Raw genomic sequence first — 16,563 nt, 5'->3', positions numbered from 1 at the left:
ACGCATGATTTCATGTTTTGTTGGATTTGGGAACGAAAAAATAGTCGAAATCTAACTCAAAGGTAGCAATTGATTTACATCTTTCCTCGATTTCAATTGGGAAATCTATCAATAAAATTATGTAGGTTTGTAGAAACTACGAACTCATGGAAAACTCAATTTTATACTTAGAGAATGCAGATATTTATCAAAGAGACAATTTGGTACTTTCTAAGGTAAACTTGAAGATTGATAAAGGCGAGTGGTATTACCTTATTGGTAAAACAGGAAGTGGAAAAAGTAGTTTGATGAAAACTCTTTATGGAGACCTTAAATTGCAAAGAGGCGTAGGTTCTATTGCAGGGTTTGATCTTAAAAAGCTAAAAGAAAAAGATATTCCATTCTTACGAAGAAAAATAGGAATCGTTTTTCAGGATTTTAAATTATTGAATGATAGAACGGTTTTTGATAATTTATCTTTTGTATTAAAAGCCACAGGCTGGAAAGATAAAGAAGAGATCAAGCAAAAAATCGAGGAGGTTCTGGAAAAAGTAGGAATGAAAACCAAATACTACAAGAAACCTTTTGAACTATCCGGGGGTGAGCAACAACGTGTTGCTATTGCACGTGCTTTATTGAATGATCCTGAGCTGATCTTAGCGGATGAGCCTACGGGAAATTTAGACCCTAAAACGTCTTTAGAGGTTATGGAATTGCTAAATGAGATTCATAAAAGTGGGAAGAGTGTTTTAATGGCGACACATGATTATGCCTTGATTGTAAAGTTCAAGCAAAAAACCATTAAATGTGAGGGTGGTGAATTGTTTGAGATGGCTATTGAAGCAACTACTTAAAAATAATATCGACCATCTTTTGAGCTCCGGTTTCCGGACTAAGATCTACAAGCACTTTTTGTCTTTCTTCTAACATCTTTTCAGAAAAATCCTGTGCCATCAGTTCTGTTGTTTTCTGAAGGAACTCTTTTTTTGTATTTGCTTTTTCACAAAGCATTTTTAAACCGGTATCTTCTATCATATCATTATTTGCAATGACAAACTTTCCTTGATGAAGAGTGTTTAAAAGTTTTAGTTTGATTCCTGTTTTTTGAAACGTAGGTAAAGCATTGATGTGAGACTCTTCAAAAAGACGATACAATTCATTCTGCTCTTTTATATGATAAAAATTGATATTCGAATATTTTTCGATCTCTTTTAATATCTCCTTATTGATATAGCTACTTGCAATGGTCAGATCAAACTTAGATTTTTTATATACGTCTATGAGAAAAAGAGCAGCTTTTACATTTTCTGAAACTAAAATATTCCCGTGATATAATACAGATCTCTTACTCTTAGTAAACTTTCGAGTATGTTTTTCAGCATCGTGAAAGGCGGGAACATATGTGCATTTTTTTCCATATTTCTTCAAGAAATAAGCTTGTTCGTATGGAGAGATCGTGAAAACAGCATCCATTTGAGAAATGATCTTCTCGTATTTCTTTAGCTTTTTTGCTTCTTGCTTAAAGAAGTTACGTTTAAAGATGTTGGATTCGCTTTTTGCCAGTCCTTTGTAAAAACGATGCTCTACATTATGAGCTCTTAAAAATAAAGCCCTGTCTTTAAAATCAGCCAGATTCAATACGTGAGTTGTATGAAGCCCATCAAAAACAATTGGAGCAGTGTCCTTTTTTAAATTAGAGATCAAAAGGTCATTTCCTCTACTTTTCACAATAAAAGGAATTTCATTTGAGAGCATACTCTTAAAAAAAGAGTTTCGTTCGTAATAGAAAACCTCTTTACAGTACTCTAACAATTTGGGTTGTTGTGGCTGACTGTATTGAAAGCAATGCAAAATAACATCTATATCCAAAGCTTTTAATGCTTTGATCTTATAAAAAACATCAATTACACCACCATAGGAAGGAGGGTAAGGAATATCAAAAGAAATGAGATGTAGCCTTTTTTGCATCAGAGCAAAAATAGAACTTAAAAAATGAATACATTTATCGAATTGTAAAATATGTGCTTTTGATCAATAGCAGAAAAGAAATAGCTGAATTTATTCTAAAATCATTACAAAAGAATAGCCAAAGTATACAAGAGCAATTCAAACAGACCCATCAAGATATTGGGTATTTTGTAGTAGATGATGTATTGCCGGAAAATCTGGCCAGGCAAATACATGAGGCTTTTCCTGCAACAGAAGAAGCAGTAAAAAAACAATCGTTACGGGAATACAAATATGTCGGATATCAAATGAACGAGTTCGATTCATTGTTGGAAGAGGTTATTTATGCATTTCAAGAACCGGAAATTGTTGCCGAAGTGGCAAAGATTTGTGGTATACAAGGATTGGAACCGGACGAGAATTTATATGCAGGAGGTATTTCATTAATGAAGCAACATAATTTTTTAAACCCTCACTTAGATAATTCGCATGACAAAGATCGTAGTCGATGGAGGGTGCTAAACCTTTTGTATTATGTAACCCCGGATTGGAGATTGGAAGATGGAGGGAATTTGGAGTTATGGCCACATGGAGTAAAGAACGAACCTATTACTATAGAAAGTAAATTTAACAGGTTGGCTATAATGACCACGCATCAAAGTTCTTGGCATTCGGTTAGTAAAGTAATGTCAGACAAAGTAAGGTGTTGTGTTTCTAATTATTACTTTTCTGAAACTCCGCTAAAAAGCACAGATTCTTTTCATGTAACTACTTTTAGAGGAAGACCCTCAGAAAAGTTAAAAGACGCAATACTGCAGTGTGATAGTTTTTTAAGAGGCACACTAAGAAAACTCTTTAAAAGAGGGGTGAAAAAGAACAAGCACGAATACAAGAAATAAACTCTTTAAGAATTAAGTAATGCTATTAGCTTGGTTTTTTCAAGTGACCAATTCAATTCTTTTTTAGCTGATTTTAATGCTTCTGAATAATCTTTTTTCTCAACCCTCAATATCAATTTAGCCAACTCTTTAGGGGTTCTGTTGTTGATGATTTCACCAATCTGATAGGAACATACCAGTTTGCTCATTTCAGGTAAGTTTGATACAATTACCGGAATTTCTGCATGTATATAATCAAAGACCTTATTAGGCAGGGCATATCTGTAATTTAGTCCAAGATCTTCTTCCAAACTTATACCAATGTTTGCATTTGGAGTAAGGTGTTTCAAATCTTTGGGAAGTATCTTTCCCATAAACTTTACTTTGTCTTCAAGACCTGAAGAAAGAACTTTGGTTTCTAACGACTCAGTAATATCTCCAACTCCTACAATCACCAACAAGTGATTCTCTAAAAGCTTCATGGTCTCTACCATTAATTCTAAGCCTCTTCCAATGTTTACAGACCCTTGATAGATAATTACTGTTTTTCCTTTGGTTGAAAAAGGGAAAGAAACCTGATCTGTAGTTTGTGTAAATGGAAGGTTTCTAACCACCGTTACATGAATGTTGTACAGGTTTTCGTAGTGTTCTTTTATAGAGTCACTAACTGTAATTACTTTCTCAAGTTTAGGTAATATCCACTTTTCGAGTCGCTGCCATACACTTTTCACAAACTTTCTGTGAGTCAGTTCAGGAATTTCTGAAAAGAGCTCATGACTGTCAAAAATTAATTCCTTTCCTTGAATTTTAGAGACAAGATAATTGGGCAACAGCGTATCTAGATCATTAGAAAAGAGAATGTCTTTTTTTGTGAATAGTAATAAGAAGAACAATCGGATGTTGAGCTCTGCATAAAAGAGAAATCCTCGGTTAAAGAGCATTATCATCCTTTTTGTTTTATAGGTTCTGTTGAGAACATAAGGAGAATAATTCTTTCGCCCTATCAATAGAATTTCATAGTCTAACTCAGAAAGAGTACGACAGATCTTAGCGACGCGTTGGTCGGTTACAAGATCGTTAGAAACAGAAACAACAATTCTCTTCAAAAAGGAAGTTTTTGGAAAGCAATATAAAACAAAAAACCCACTCATAAATGAGTGGGAAAAATTGCTATGAAAAAGAATGATAAGAGGATCTTATCGCTTAGTAAGACGCTAAACTTTGGATTCTCTTACACATCTTTTTGATTTTAACATTATTTTAAGAACGATAGGTGTCTTTTTTAAAAGATCAAACTGAATACTGTTCCTTCATTTTCTTTGCTATTCACAAGGATACGTCCTTTGTGCAATAACATAATTTGCTTACACAAACTCAGCCCAATTCCACTTCCGGTAGCTTTACTGGTAAAGAAAGGAACAAAGATGTTTTCCATGATCTCTTTAGATATTCCAATACCGTTGTCATATATCTTGATGACAATTTGTTGGTTTTGACTTTGTGATGCTTTGATCCTGATCAATGGATTTTCGCTATTCTGACAAGCATCTCTTGCATTTAAGATGAGGTTGATAAGCACTTGCTCGATCAAGTGAACATCAATATCTAATTCAAGCCTTTTTGAAGAAACTGAAAACTCTATTTCAATATTTTTGGCTTTGATAGAAGGTGCCATTAAAAGTTCGATACTTTGAAAAAGCTCTGCCACTTTTACTTTTTGAAGATTTAAGTGGGTAACCTTACTAAGACTCCTGTAAGTTTTGGCAAATTTTAATAAGCCTTGGCTTCTTGTTTTTATTGTTTTAATTCCTGCATTAAGATCTTCCAATTCTAAAGGATGATTCTCTTCATCATCTATACTGAACTGTATATTTCGTTGCAAGGTATCTGCTAAAGAAGAAATAGGCGCAATGGAATTCATGATCTCATGAGTCATAACACTCAAAAGCTTTTTCCAGGCTTCAGATTCATTTCTATTAAGTGTGTTATCTATGTTCTGTAATACAACCAATTTAAAAGAATCATCGTTTACCTGAAAAATGGTATCTGAGATCAAAACCTTAATTTTTTCGTTTTCTAGAGCAATACTGATGGAGTTTGGCTCTTTGTTATACGTTTCAAAGATAGAATTGTAGAGATCGGGTTTCCTTTTTTCAACAAAACGGATGTTTTTAAATGAAGGAAAATCTATAATATCTTTAAAAGAATTGTTCATCCACAACACATCTCCGTTCTCTAAGTTGTAGGCGACAATCCCAATATCTACCATCTCTAAGATCTTTTGTAGGTAAACAAACTGAGCTTCGTTCTGACGGTTGATCTCTTTAATAGTTCTGTTTACTTCATTGAAACCGGTGTACAAAAATCGAATGTCTTTTGGGCCTCTGTCTTCTGGAAACCAACGAGAGAAGTCCCGATATTTTACTGCTTCAAAAAAGTCATCCATAGCAGAAAAACGCCTTTTGATGAATTGATAGAGTTCAATAATGGAATAGATAATAGCAAAACTGATGAGTGTAAGATATACTGTCTTTTCCTCATAAATGAAGTAGATAAGACCTAAAATAAGCCCTACCAAAATAAAGACCCTCAAAAACAACTTAAGTATGTAATCTCTATAATTCATACTTGTCTAATCTTCTATATAAGGCAGCTCTGGTAATTCCTAATTCTTTAGCCGATTGAGAGATGTTCCCTTTGTTTTTTTCTAATACTTTTAAAATAGTATTCTTTTCAAGGTCATCTAAATTGGTGGTTTGCGGAGCAGTTGTTTGAACTGACTTTTCAATAGTAGAAAACACTAGGTCTTCAGAAGTCAATTCATTATCATCTGTCATGATCACTGCTCTTTCCAAAATATATTGGAGTTCTCTCACATTACCGGGAAAGGCATGACCTTTTAATTTTTTGATAAAGCTCGCATCAAATTCAAAAGGACCTTTGTTGTATTTTTCTTCGTAGATAGAAACAAAGTACTTTGCTAATAACAAAATGTCAGAATCTCTATCTCTAAGAGGAGGTACGGTAATATCTACGGTATTAATTCTATAAATTAGATCTTTTCTAAACTTTTTCTCATCCGCTAAAACTTGAGGTTCAACATTGGTTGCACAAATTAATCGGATGTCTACAGGAATAGATTCGTTAGAACCTATAGGCGTTACCTGCCTATTTTGAAGAACGGTTAGCAATCTTACTTGCTGACCCAAACTAATATTTCCAATTTCATCTAAAAAAAGAGTTCCGCCATTGGCAGCTTCAAATCGCCCTTTTCTATCTTCTCGCGCATCTGTAAAAGCTCCTTTTTTATATCCAAAGAGTTCGCTCTCAAATAAAGAAGAAGATAAAGATCCTACATCCACTTTTACAAAAGGCTTGTCTTTGCGATGAGAATTGTCGTGAAGAGCTCTTGCAATCAGATCTTTTCCTGTTCCATTTTCTCCAAGAATCAAAACATTGGCATCTGTAGGGCCAACTTTTTTGATCTTTACAAAAACATCTTCCATGGCATCACTTTCTCCAACAATGGGTTGACTGATGGAAGCGAAACTTTTTGTTGCCTTCTTTTTCGTTTTTTCTTTCTTTACCAAAGAAGTAACAATATCTATTAGTTTCTTGTTTTTCCAAGGTTTTACTAGAAAATCGGAAGCACCTTCTTTCAAACCTCTAATGGCAAGATCAATATCTGCAAAGGCAGTCATTAAAATCACAGAGGTTTCCGGGCTAGAATTTTTGATCTTGTTCAACCAAAAAATTCCTTCATTACCGGTATTGATAAGTCCGTTAAAGTTCATGTCTAAAATAATAACATCAAACTTTTTACTTTCTATTTGAAAATTAATGTTGGAAGGATTTTTCTCGGTAACAACCTCACTTACCAGTGGTTTTAGAAGAAGCCGCATAGCTGTTAACACATCTGCGTCATCATCAATAATTAGTATTCGAGTTTTCTTTAAAACCATATTCACAATATTACGACATTCTGTTCAGGATGAAAAAAAATCTGAGAAACAAAAAAGAGAAGCGGAGAAGTGTATCAATAGCGAACATAAAGTGTATCAAAAACGGACACTTTTTAAATCTTGAAAAATCACAAACAACTGATAATCAACATGTTGAATTTTTGGCATTGTCTTCTCTATAGATAGATCGAACAAAAATTTAATCATGGACGTACAAATTGAGAAAAAGAAGTTTTCGAAAGGGAAATTAGTGATGATCGGAGGAGCTGTCATCTTTTTGATTCTTATCATTTATATAATTATAAATACATCAGGAGGAGCTAAGCTTTCTGTATCTGAAGAGCGCTTGTCAATAAGTACTATTAAGAGTGATGTGTTTCAAGAAAACATTCCGGTAAGTGGAATTGTTTTGCCAATTTCTACCATTTATTTAGATGCTGTAGAAGGAGGTCGTGTAGAAGAGAAATTTGTAGAAGATGGGGCTATGATGAAAAAAGGAGATCCTATTTTACGATTGTCGAATACAGATTTGGAACTGAGCTTGATCAACCAAGAAACTGCGGTATACAATTTACTTACGCAAATGCAGATTTCTCAAAATGCTGCAAGACAGAATACCATTAACAGATTGAATCAATACACAGATGTAGAGAACAGTTTGGTGGAAGCAAAGAGATTGTATGAACTCAATGCTAAGTTGTATGAAAAAGGAGCTATTGGTAGGCAAGATTACCAGTCTTCTTTGAATAATTACAATTACCAAAAACAACGAATGATTTTGACCAAAAAGGTTTTAAAGCAAGATTCGATCTCTACCAAACAAGAAATTGAGCAAGCAGAAAATTCTTATCAAAGAACTCAAAATGCTTTAAAGCTAATGCGTAAAAAAGTAGAAGATTTGGTGGTAAGAGCTCCTATTGATGGTCAGTTAACATCTTTAGATGCAGAAATTGGTCAATCTAAAACCAAAGGTCAACGTTTAGGGCAACTGGATGCTACTTCATCTTTTAAAGTAAGAACAGAAATAGACGAATACTACATTTCTCGAATTTATGCCGGTCAGGTTGGAACTTTTGTGTTGAACAATAAAACCTACAATTTGGTTATCAAAAAGGTGTATACTCAGGTAAATAATGGAAGATTTCAGGTAGATATGCTTTTTGAAGACAAGGCTCCTGAAGGAATCCGTAGAGGACAAAATCTACAAATCCGTTTGGCATTAAGTGCAGAAAAGCAAGCATTGGTAGTACCTAAAGGAGGGTTCTTTTTAAAGACCGGAGGAAATTGGATCTTCAAACTAAATGAAGATGGTAGCAAAGCTCATAAAGTAAATATCCGTTTAGGAAGTCAGAATACTCAATACTATGAAGTCTTGGAAGGATTGAAAGTAGGAGATAAGGTTGTCACTTCTAGTTACGAATCATTCAATGATATAGAACAACTCATCATAAAATAACTCACAAAAAAATAAGAATAAAGTCATGTTACAGATTAAGAACTTAGAAAAATTTTACAGAACAGATGAAGTGCAAACCATTGCTCTGAACAAATTATCTTTTGAAGTAAAAGAAGGAGAATTTGTTGCCATCATGGGGCCTTCAGGATGCGGAAAATCTACCTTGTTAAACATTTTAGGATTGTTAGATAATCCGGATGGAGGTAGCTTTAAATTTAATGGAGAAGAGATCTCTAAATACAATGAAAGAAAACGATCACAGTTGCGTAAGCACAGTGTTGGTTTTGTTTTTCAAAGCTTCAACTTGATCGACGAGTTAACTGTTTTTGAAAATGTAGAACTTCCGTTGATCTACACAGGAGTAAAAAAAGCAGAAAGAAAGCGTCGTGTAGAAGAGGTTTTGGAGAAAATGCAGATCATGCACAGACGCAATCACTTTCCACAACAATTATCGGGAGGTCAGCAACAAAGAGTAGCGGTAGCAAGAGCTGTTGTGAATAATCCTAAACTGATCTTGGCAGATGAGCCTACAGGAAACCTAGACAGCTCTAATGGAAATGAAGTAATGGATCTGTTGATAGATCTTAATGAAGCAGGTACAACCATTGTAATGGTTACGCATAGTGAGCACGATGCAAAATACAGTCATCGCATTATTAGAATGTTAGATGGACAAAAAGTAACAGAAAACATCTTGGTTTAATTACTACTTCAAGTAGATACAGATTCGTAATAATTCAACAGACATGATCAAAAATTATCTCAAAATAGCATTTAGAAACATGGCCAAAAACAAAGTGTTTTCTTTTGTAAATGTTATTGGTTTAACCATTGGTTTGAGTGCTTCATTTCTCATCAGTTTAATGGTTTACTATGATTACACCTTTGATAATTTTCATGAAGGTGGAGATAGAATTTATAGAGTAGTTACTGATTTTACGAGTCCGGAAGGAAAATCCTATAATTCCGGGGTTACTGTTGCTTTGGAAGATGCGTTAAAAGACAATTCGAACTTTGAAACAGTTAGTGGGTTTTATATAGAAAGACCTGCGAAAGTAGAGAATAGAGAGGCAGATATTAAAGCAAAATGGCCAAGCAATGTTATTTTTACCGATGAAGATTACTTTGATCTTTTTCAGTATAAATTTTTAGCAGGAAACCAATCGGGAGCTTTAACCGATCCTAATAGTGTTATCTTAACAGAAAATAGAGCTGCTACATATTTTCCTAATGAATTACCTCATGAGATTATTGGTAAAACACTTGTTTATAATGACTCTTTGAATGTAAAGGTTACTGCCGTTGTAGAAAACTTTAAAAAGCGTACTGACTTTGTTTTTGAGGAGTTTGTCTCAATGCCTACGATTTTAAATACGAGACTCAGAGGAGATTTTTTAGACAAAAATTGGGGCTCTACAAGTTCTAGTTCTCAGCTCTATGTGAAGTTGAATGAAGTAGCAAATCTTGAAAAGATTCAAGAAAAACTGGATGCTTTGGCTTTTGAACATTGGGATGATTTTTCACGTAAACACGGACAAGAAAGAAAATTCAAGCTACAGCCTTTAAGCGATATCCATTTTAATGATAATTATGGTATTTACAACTGGGCACAAGGACAGGCTAGCAAGTCGTTACTTCAAAATCTAATCCTAATCGCAATTTTCTTACTTCTTCTAGGATGCATAAACTTTATCAATCTCAATACTGCAAGAGCTACTGAGAGAGCAAAGGAAATAGGAATACGTAAAGCATTGGGAAGTACTAAGAAACAGCTGATTGCTCAATTCATGGGAGAAACCTTTTTATTGGTTTTGATCTCTGTGATTCTGTCTTTATTAGTATCAAAACTATTGATCAATGCACTTTCAGATTTCGTTCCTGCAGGTGTAAGCTTTGAGCTTTTTAAAGCACCTGTTGTTATTATATCTGTAATAGCTTTACTGTTATTGGTTACATTTTTATCAGGGTTTTATCCGGCATTGGTGCTATCTAGATTCAATACAATCGCTGTATTAAAGAACAATTTGGCAACAGGAGAAAAGAAAGTAAAGTTCAGAAAGCTTTTGACAATTTTTCAGTTTACCATAGCTCAGGTTTTTATCATTGCAACGTTGTTGGTTGGTAAGCAGATCAACTTTATGCTTACCAAAGACATGGGCTTTAAAACAGATGCTGTTATTTCTGTTTACAGTCCAAGAAGTGAGAGTCAGTTAGAAAAGAAAGAGCGTCTGCTTCTTAAGTTAAAATCGATTCCGGAACTTAAAGAATTGAGTATAGGCGGACACGCACCGGCTTCACTATCGTCAAATACAACCACAACAACCTATAACAATGGAGAGAGTAGTGCACAAACAGAACTTCAATTGCTTTTTGGAGATGCTAATTATGCGAAACTTTTTGAATTAGAGCTGCTCGCAGGAAGAAATCGTCTTAACGATACAATCAACGAAATTGTAATTAACGAAACTGCGAGAAAAACATACGGTTTTAAAACACCGCAAGAAGCTATAGGAAAGACAATTTTTATAAATAATGAAAACATGCCCATTGTAGGTGTGATGAGTGACTTTAATCAACGTTCATTAAAATCCGGTATCCGACCAATGGCTCTAGTTGGAGATTGGTATCGACCTAGATTTAGCAGGTTTCAGGCGGTGCATGCGAGTTTTAATAATATAGAGGCTACTCAGTTAAGCTCGGTAATGGAAAAAGTAGAGTCTGCTTACGGAGAAGTTTATACAGAAATTGAAGATTACAGAGCTCAATTTATCGATGAGTCAATCGAAAGATTTTATCACAGAGAAAAGAAAACATCAACATTATTAAACTGGGCTACAGGCTTATCTATTTTGATCAGTTGCCTTGGTTTATTAGGACTGGTTATTTATACAACAAACAGACGTGTAAAGGAAATAGGTGTTCGTAAAGTTTTAGGAGCATCAATATTACAGATCAATACTCTACTATGTAAAGAATTCTTAACCCTAGTAATTGTTGCTTTTACAGTAGCAACACCAATTGCTTGGTACGGTATTTATGTGTGGCTTCAAGATTTTGCTTACAAAACAAGCATAAGTTTTTGGGTATTTCTTGTAAGTGGCTTGGCAATGATCTTGTTTTCAATAATGATTGTAGCCACAAAAACAATACAAGCAGCTAAAACAAATCCGGTTAATTCCTTACGATCAGAATAATTATCAACCATCAATGATATAAAAAGAAAAAAATGTTTAAAAATTATTTAAAAATAGCACTGAGAAACTTATTAAAGAATAAGGTCTACTCATTAATCAATATCTCAGGATTGGCCATTGGAATGACGGCTACAATTATGATTGGATTATGGATTAATGATGAGTTGAGTAACAATGATTACTTCGAAAATAAAGCAACGATAGCTCAAGTTTTTCAGCACCAATCTAGTAACGGAGAAGTAGAAACGGGAGAAGCAATTCCACGTCCTTTAGAATTTGCATTAAGAAAAGACTATGGAGACAACTTTAAGCATATTATTATGTCTTCATGGAACCAGCCTAGATACTTAAGATATGGAGAGATCAACTTGAATATAGATGGAAACTTTATGCAAGAAGGAGCTCCGGAAATGTTAGGCTTAGAGATCATTGCAGGAGAAAAAAATGGCTTGAAAGAAAAGAATTCAATTATGATTTCTGAATCTACAGCAAAAGCGCTATTCAAAGGCGAAGATCCGATAGGAAAAACGCTTCGCGTGAATAATACTGCAGACTTGATGGTAACAGCCGTATATAAGAACATTCCTTCTAACAATAGTTTTGACGAGTTGAATTTTTTGGGTACTTGGGATTATTACGTCTCTTCACGTCCATGGATACAAAGATCTGAAACCAGTTGGGGAAATAACTCTTTTCAGATGTTTGTTCAGATCAACGAGAATACAACAATGGATGGAATTACAAAGAAGATCATTGATGTAAAAAAGAATTTATCTGCAGAAACAGCAGAATACAATCCTCAAATATTTCTGTTTCCTATGGAAGAGTGGCATCTGTATTCCAACTTTGAAAATGGAGTTCAGGTAGGAGGAAGAATAGAAAACGTTTGGCTGTTTGGAATTATAGGGATTTTTGTATTGCTTTTAGCCTGTATCAATTTTGTGAATTTAAGTACAGCAAGATCAGAGAAAAGAGCTATTGAAGTTGGAATTAGAAAATCTATTGGATCAAAAAGAGGACAATTGATTACGCAGTTTTTGAGCGAATCATTCCTTATTGTTCTTTTGTCTTTTGTTCTTTCCATCGGATTGGTTTTACTATTCCTAGATGGGTTTAACAATCTGGCTAGTAAGTCTATTGTTTTTCCGTGGTCAAATATTCAATTTTGGCTCACTTCATTAATCTTTATTGTTATTACTGCGTTTTTGGCAGGAAGCTACCCGGCATTGTACTTGTCTTCTTTTGATCCTGTTGCTGTGTTAAAAGGAACTTTCAAAATGGGACGTTACTCTGCATTGCCAAGAAAGATATTGGTAGTAACTCAGTTTACTGTTTCTGTAGCATTGATTATTGGAACCATGATTGTAATGGATCAAATCGATTATGCAAAGAACAGACCTGTAGGATATAACAAAGAAGGCTTGATTCAAATACCGGCTATGAGTACCGAATTTATTGGTAAAGGAGACTTTATGAGAAACCAATTCATCAATTCAGGAGGTGCAATAGAAATGGCGTCAACCAGTAGCCCTACCACAAGTGTGTGGTCAAATAGAAGTGGATATACTTGGGAAGGTAAGCCTCCGGGATTCCAAGAAGATTTAGCACATACTTCGGTTTCGCATGAATTTGTAGAAACATTAGGATTAAAAGTTATAGATGGAAGAGGTTTTTCAAGAGATTTTGCTTCAGATTCATTAGCTGTTATACTAAATAAAACGGCTGTATCCTATATGGGAATAAAGGACCCTGTTGGAAAGTATATTCGAGATTCTAGTGATGAAGACCCGGCACCGCCTTTAAAGATTATTGGAGTGATTGATGATATGATCATGCAATCGCCATACAGCCCGGTAAAACAATCAATGTACGTATTTAACCGAGGGAATAACGAAAATTATTACAATCTAAGATTGAATCCGGAGCAAAGTGTACGCGAAAATTTAGATGCTATTGAACGCACTTATAAAGCTAACTTTCCAAGCTTACCGTTTGAATATGAATTTGTAGATGAAAGATATGGTAGAAAATTTAGAACTGAGGAACGAGTGGCTAACTTATCAAAAGTATTCACTTTACTAGCCATTTTTATTAGCTGTTTAGGATTGTTCGGATTGGCTTCTTTTGTGGCTGAGCAGAGAGTTAAAGAAATAGGAGTAAGAAAAACTTTAGGAGCTTCTGTGAGTCAATTGTGGATTTTGCTATCAAAAGACTTTGTAAAGCTTGTATTGGTTTCACTAATTATCGGATCACCTATAGCTTATTTTATGATGAACCAATGGCTGCAAAAATTCCCATACAGAACGGGAATCTCATGGACAGTCTTTTTCATCGCATGTTCAGGAGCACTTTTGATCACCTTGATAACGGTAAGTTACCAAGCCATCAGGTCAGCTACATCAAACCCGGTAGATTCATTAAGAACAGAATAAAATTTTAAGACAATATTAAAATGAGAAACCTCATAATCATTGCTTGTTTTCTTTTTTCATCCTTGTGCCTTGCTCAAGAAACGGAGAAGGGGTACACCTTGGAAGAATGTATTTCCATTGCTTTGAAGAACAATTTGAATTTGAAATCTTCAAAGATCAGAGAGAAATCTGCAAACATTAATTTCAAACAATCAAAAGCAAACTTGCTTCCTAGCGTTAACGGAAACTACAACTTGGGAGTTAACAATGGAAGAAGTATTGATCCGTTTACCAACGATTTCATCAATCAGCGTCTAACGTTTTCAAATGCCAACCTGAATTTGGATGCAGTTATCTTCAATGGATTTCGTTTGCTAAATAGTGTAAAGCAGCAAAAACTGAATGCAAAGGCAGCAATGATGGAGGTAGAACAAGAGAAACAAAACCTTGTGTTGTCCGTTACTTTGGCATACTTGCAAGTATTGAACAGTAGAGATGTTCTGCTGTTGAACGAACAACGTTTAGAAGCCACCTTAAATCAACTCAAGATTCAGAAAGATCTGTATGATGAGGGAAGATCCAATCCTGCAGATTATACAGATCTACTGGGTCAAAAAGCCATTGACGAAACCAATATTTTGTCTTCACAGATTGAATTAAACAATGCAAGATTAAGCTTGGCCAGGTTGTTAAATCTAGATGAAGAGGTAGCTATTGACAAAAGCTCAGTCTTGCTAAGTTTTGAGAAATATAAGTTGTCTTCTGATGAAGTGTACCAAGATGCACTGCAAAGCTTGGCTACTTTTAAAGCAAGAGAGTTACGAGTAGAGGCTGCCAAAAAAGGAATGGGAGTGGCAAGAGCACAATACATTCCGCAAGTATCAATCTTCGGGCAATTAAACACCAATTATTCCAGTGCTGCGCAAACTTTTACAGAGGTTGGGCGCTCTACTGTAGAGACAGGAGATTTTGTTACAATTAACAATCAGAATATTCCTGTGATGAGAGAACAAAGTCAATTTAGCTCACAGCAAATAAGCTATTTAGATCAGTTTGATAACAACTTAAACTCAGTAATAGGAGTATCTGTACGCATTCCCTTATTAAATGGCTTTGCAGCTAAGAACAATGTAGCCTTAGAAAAAGTACGAGTAGAAGAATCATTGGTAGAAATGGAAAGAACTCAGGTAGAAATTAAAAATACGATCAAGCAAGTACATTTTGATATGGAAGCTGCTTTTTCCAGATATCAAAGCTTGCAAAAGCAAGTAGAAGCTTTTGAGAAGTCGTTTGATGTCAATAAAATTAGATTTAACAACGGAGTTTCAAACTACCTGTCATACATAACCAGTAAAAACAATTTAGAAAACGCAAAAGTAAACCTGTCCAATGCTAAATATGCTTACTTACTTCGAGTAAAAGTATTGGAATATTATAGAGGACAGGTATTTTAAAACGTTTTACTTTTTTAATTTCTCAAACTTTTCCAAATATGCATTTAACTCGTTTGGATGAAAAGTTTTGACTAATTGAATAGCTTTTTCTGCAGTTGCATATGCTTTCTTTAGCTTTCCGCCTTTCTTATATGCTTCGGCAAGTTGTATATGTAGTTTTGCTGAATTTGGGTAATATGAGATCCCAAGTTCAGCAAGATCAATAACCTGTTTATTTGTACCCCATCTTGTAGCATTGTAGATCACACCTGTTAAATAATATCCGTACGCATGTCCATCTTCTACAGGAAAAATATCAAAGCCATACATAGAAGATAAACTGTCATAATAGCTTTTATAATAATCTCTGGCGTAGTTTTTATTTTTATCCCAACCAATCAAGCCCGGATCTCTCCAAATATTGTTAGGGTAGATTGACTCAAGCCCTGCTCTTATGCCTCTGATTGCCATTAAATAATGTTCTTCTTTTTCTAAGACATCTATTATGCAATTAGTGATGCTTTTTTCATTTTTTAATTTATGAATAGCATCATCAAAAGCTTTCTGAATGTATTGCGCATCTTTTAGATCACTATCAGCTCTACCTAAATAAAGTGTTGTTTTACGTCTACTAGGCTCTTTAATTGTAGAAATAATTTTGTCAATCAGCGTTGAGTTTGGAATTATGTCCCACTCTGGGTGAGCAGACAAAGCAATGTATCCTTTAAATAATTCAGGTTTTTCAAAAAACGCTTCAAAAAGTAACCCGGTAGTTGGAGATAAACCGATGATGGTTCGATGTTGGTTTGCACGATAGTTTGACTCCAAATAGGGGATGAGCTCCTGCTCTATGAACTTTAAATATAGATCTGGTTTAGCACCCCATCTTTTAAAACCCATCTCATTTCGCTTTTTATACTCTCCGTTGGCAATACCAATAACAATAGATTGAGGCATTTTACTCCTGGCAGCCATAAATTTTGTTATAGTATGAGCAGATTCAAACAGGAGTTCGGCTTCCAAAGTAAAAATGACAGGATAGCTTTGTACATGCTCTTCATATTTATGAGGTAGCGAAATGTAAATTTCTTTGTCTTCTCCTAATATTTTGGAGTGTAGTGTAAACTTCTTTCCAATTGAGATCACATCATTTTTTTCAGACGATTCTAGTTTGTTTATGGGTGATTTCTCTTGTCCGCTAACGCAGCTAAGGTTAAACATAATAACAAGAGCTATAAGTGTAAGTTGAAAGGATTTCATAGTGTTTGAATTTTGTTTAAACACTACGAATAACAATGGTTTT

12 protein-coding genes are annotated in these 16,563 nt (G+C 34.6%); 7 read left to right on the top strand and 5 right to left on the bottom strand.

Annotated elements, in window-relative coordinates:
• The first annotated feature begins 146 nt into the window (after positions 1–146).
• Positions 147–833: a cell division ATP-binding protein FtsE gene (locus tag ACFSRZ_RS03195; RefSeq protein WP_379665071.1), complete on the top strand. Its 687-nt coding sequence runs from the start codon at positions 147–149 to the stop codon at positions 831–833.
• Here the strand turns inward: ACFSRZ_RS03195 and ACFSRZ_RS03190 are convergent.
• Positions 826–1,947 carry a hypothetical protein gene (locus tag ACFSRZ_RS03190; RefSeq protein ID WP_379665070.1) on the bottom strand — a complete coding sequence of 374 codons (1,122 nt, stop codon included), beginning with the start codon at positions 1,945–1,947 and terminating at the stop codon, positions 826–828. The two genes, ACFSRZ_RS03195 and ACFSRZ_RS03190, sit on opposite strands and share 8 nt — an antisense overlap.
• Positions 1,948–2,006: 59 nt before the next feature.
• On the opposite strand from ACFSRZ_RS03190, the gene ACFSRZ_RS03185 reads away from it, so the two are divergent.
• Complete coding sequence (locus ACFSRZ_RS03185; protein ID WP_379665069.1) at positions 2,007–2,825, top strand: 2OG-Fe(II) oxygenase; 819 nt, start codon at positions 2,007–2,009, stop codon at positions 2,823–2,825.
• A gap of 5 nt (positions 2,826–2,830) precedes the next feature.
• Here ACFSRZ_RS03185 and ACFSRZ_RS03180 read toward each other — a convergent pair whose 3' ends face one another.
• From ACFSRZ_RS03180 to ACFSRZ_RS03170, 3 genes are all read right to left on the bottom strand, one after another.
• Positions 2,831–3,910, bottom strand: a complete 1,080-nt coding sequence (locus tag ACFSRZ_RS03180; RefSeq protein ID WP_379665068.1) for a glycosyltransferase — start codon at positions 3,908–3,910, stop codon at positions 2,831–2,833.
• Positions 3,911–4,086: 176 nt separating this feature from the next.
• Positions 4,087–5,430: a sensor histidine kinase gene (locus ACFSRZ_RS03175; RefSeq protein ID WP_379665067.1), complete on the bottom strand. Its 1,344-nt coding sequence runs from the start codon at positions 5,428–5,430 to the stop codon at positions 4,087–4,089.
• On the bottom strand, positions 5,420–6,766 hold the full coding sequence (locus ACFSRZ_RS03170; RefSeq protein WP_379665066.1) for a sigma-54-dependent transcriptional regulator: 1,347 nt from the start codon (positions 6,764–6,766) through the stop codon (positions 5,420–5,422). Before ACFSRZ_RS03170 ends, ACFSRZ_RS03175 begins: the two co-directional genes overlap by 11 nt.
• Before the next feature lie 205 nt (positions 6,767–6,971).
• Here ACFSRZ_RS03170 and ACFSRZ_RS03165 point away from each other — a divergent pair, with 205 nt between their 5' ends.
• The 5 genes from ACFSRZ_RS03165 to ACFSRZ_RS03145 all read left to right on the top strand — a co-directional run bounded on the left by ACFSRZ_RS03165 (position 6,972) and on the right by ACFSRZ_RS03145 (position 15,281).
• Positions 6,972–8,222 carry an efflux RND transporter periplasmic adaptor subunit gene (locus ACFSRZ_RS03165; RefSeq protein ID WP_379665065.1) on the top strand — a complete coding sequence of 417 codons (1,251 nt, stop codon included), beginning with the start codon at positions 6,972–6,974 and terminating at the stop codon, positions 8,220–8,222.
• A 25-nt stretch (positions 8,223–8,247) separates the two neighbouring features.
• Positions 8,248–8,925 carry an ABC transporter ATP-binding protein gene (locus ACFSRZ_RS03160; protein WP_379665064.1) on the top strand — a complete coding sequence of 226 codons (678 nt, stop codon included), beginning with the start codon at positions 8,248–8,250 and terminating at the stop codon, positions 8,923–8,925.
• A 79-nt stretch (positions 8,926–9,004) separates the two neighbouring features.
• Entirely contained in the window at positions 9,005–11,416 is a 2,412-nt protein-coding gene (locus ACFSRZ_RS03155; protein ID WP_379665063.1) for an ABC transporter permease, read from the top strand.
• Between the two features lie 32 nt (positions 11,417–11,448).
• Positions 11,449–13,848: an ABC transporter permease gene (locus ACFSRZ_RS03150; protein ID WP_379665062.1), complete on the top strand. Its 2,400-nt coding sequence runs from the start codon at positions 11,449–11,451 to the stop codon at positions 13,846–13,848.
• Between the two features lie 20 nt (positions 13,849–13,868).
• Entirely contained in the window at positions 13,869–15,281 is a 1,413-nt protein-coding gene (locus ACFSRZ_RS03145; RefSeq protein ID WP_379665061.1) for a TolC family protein, read from the top strand.
• A gap of 6 nt (positions 15,282–15,287) precedes the next feature.
• Here ACFSRZ_RS03145 and ACFSRZ_RS03140 read toward each other — a convergent pair whose 3' ends face one another.
• Positions 15,288–16,520, bottom strand: a complete 1,233-nt coding sequence (locus tag ACFSRZ_RS03140; protein ID WP_379665060.1) for an alpha/beta hydrolase-fold protein — start codon at positions 16,518–16,520, stop codon at positions 15,288–15,290.
• Positions 16,521–16,563 lie beyond the last annotated feature (43 nt).

The organism is Pseudotenacibaculum haliotis (assembly GCF_042684245.1).
In the GTDB taxonomy this organism is placed as follows: domain Bacteria; phylum Bacteroidota; class Bacteroidia; order Flavobacteriales; family Flavobacteriaceae; genus Polaribacter; species Polaribacter haliotis_A.
This window is presented reverse-complemented; position numbering and strand designations above follow the sequence as displayed.

Coding starts and splice junctions, on each gene's coding strand:
- ACFSRZ_RS03195 (WP_379665071.1), top strand. CDS start 147: ATGGAAAACTCAATTTTATACTTAGAGAATGCAGATATTTATCAAAGA.
- ACFSRZ_RS03190 (WP_379665070.1), bottom strand. CDS start 1,947: ATGCAAAAAAGGCTACATCTCATTTCTTTTGATATTCCTTACCCTCCT.
- ACFSRZ_RS03175 (WP_379665067.1), bottom strand. CDS start 5,430: ATGAATTATAGAGATTACATACTTAAGTTGTTTTTGAGGGTCTTTATT.
- ACFSRZ_RS03170 (WP_379665066.1), bottom strand. CDS start 6,766: ATGGTTTTAAAGAAAACTCGAATACTAATTATTGATGATGACGCAGAT.
- ACFSRZ_RS03165 (WP_379665065.1), top strand. CDS start 6,972: ATGGACGTACAAATTGAGAAAAAGAAGTTTTCGAAAGGGAAATTAGTG.
- ACFSRZ_RS03160 (WP_379665064.1), top strand. CDS start 8,248: ATGTTACAGATTAAGAACTTAGAAAAATTTTACAGAACAGATGAAGTG.
- ACFSRZ_RS03155 (WP_379665063.1), top strand. CDS start 9,005: ATGGCCAAAAACAAAGTGTTTTCTTTTGTAAATGTTATTGGTTTAACC.
- ACFSRZ_RS03150 (WP_379665062.1), top strand. CDS start 11,449: ATGTTTAAAAATTATTTAAAAATAGCACTGAGAAACTTATTAAAGAAT.
- ACFSRZ_RS03145 (WP_379665061.1), top strand. CDS start 13,869: ATGAGAAACCTCATAATCATTGCTTGTTTTCTTTTTTCATCCTTGTGC.
- ACFSRZ_RS03140 (WP_379665060.1), bottom strand. CDS start 16,520: ATGAAATCCTTTCAACTTACACTTATAGCTCTTGTTATTATGTTTAAC.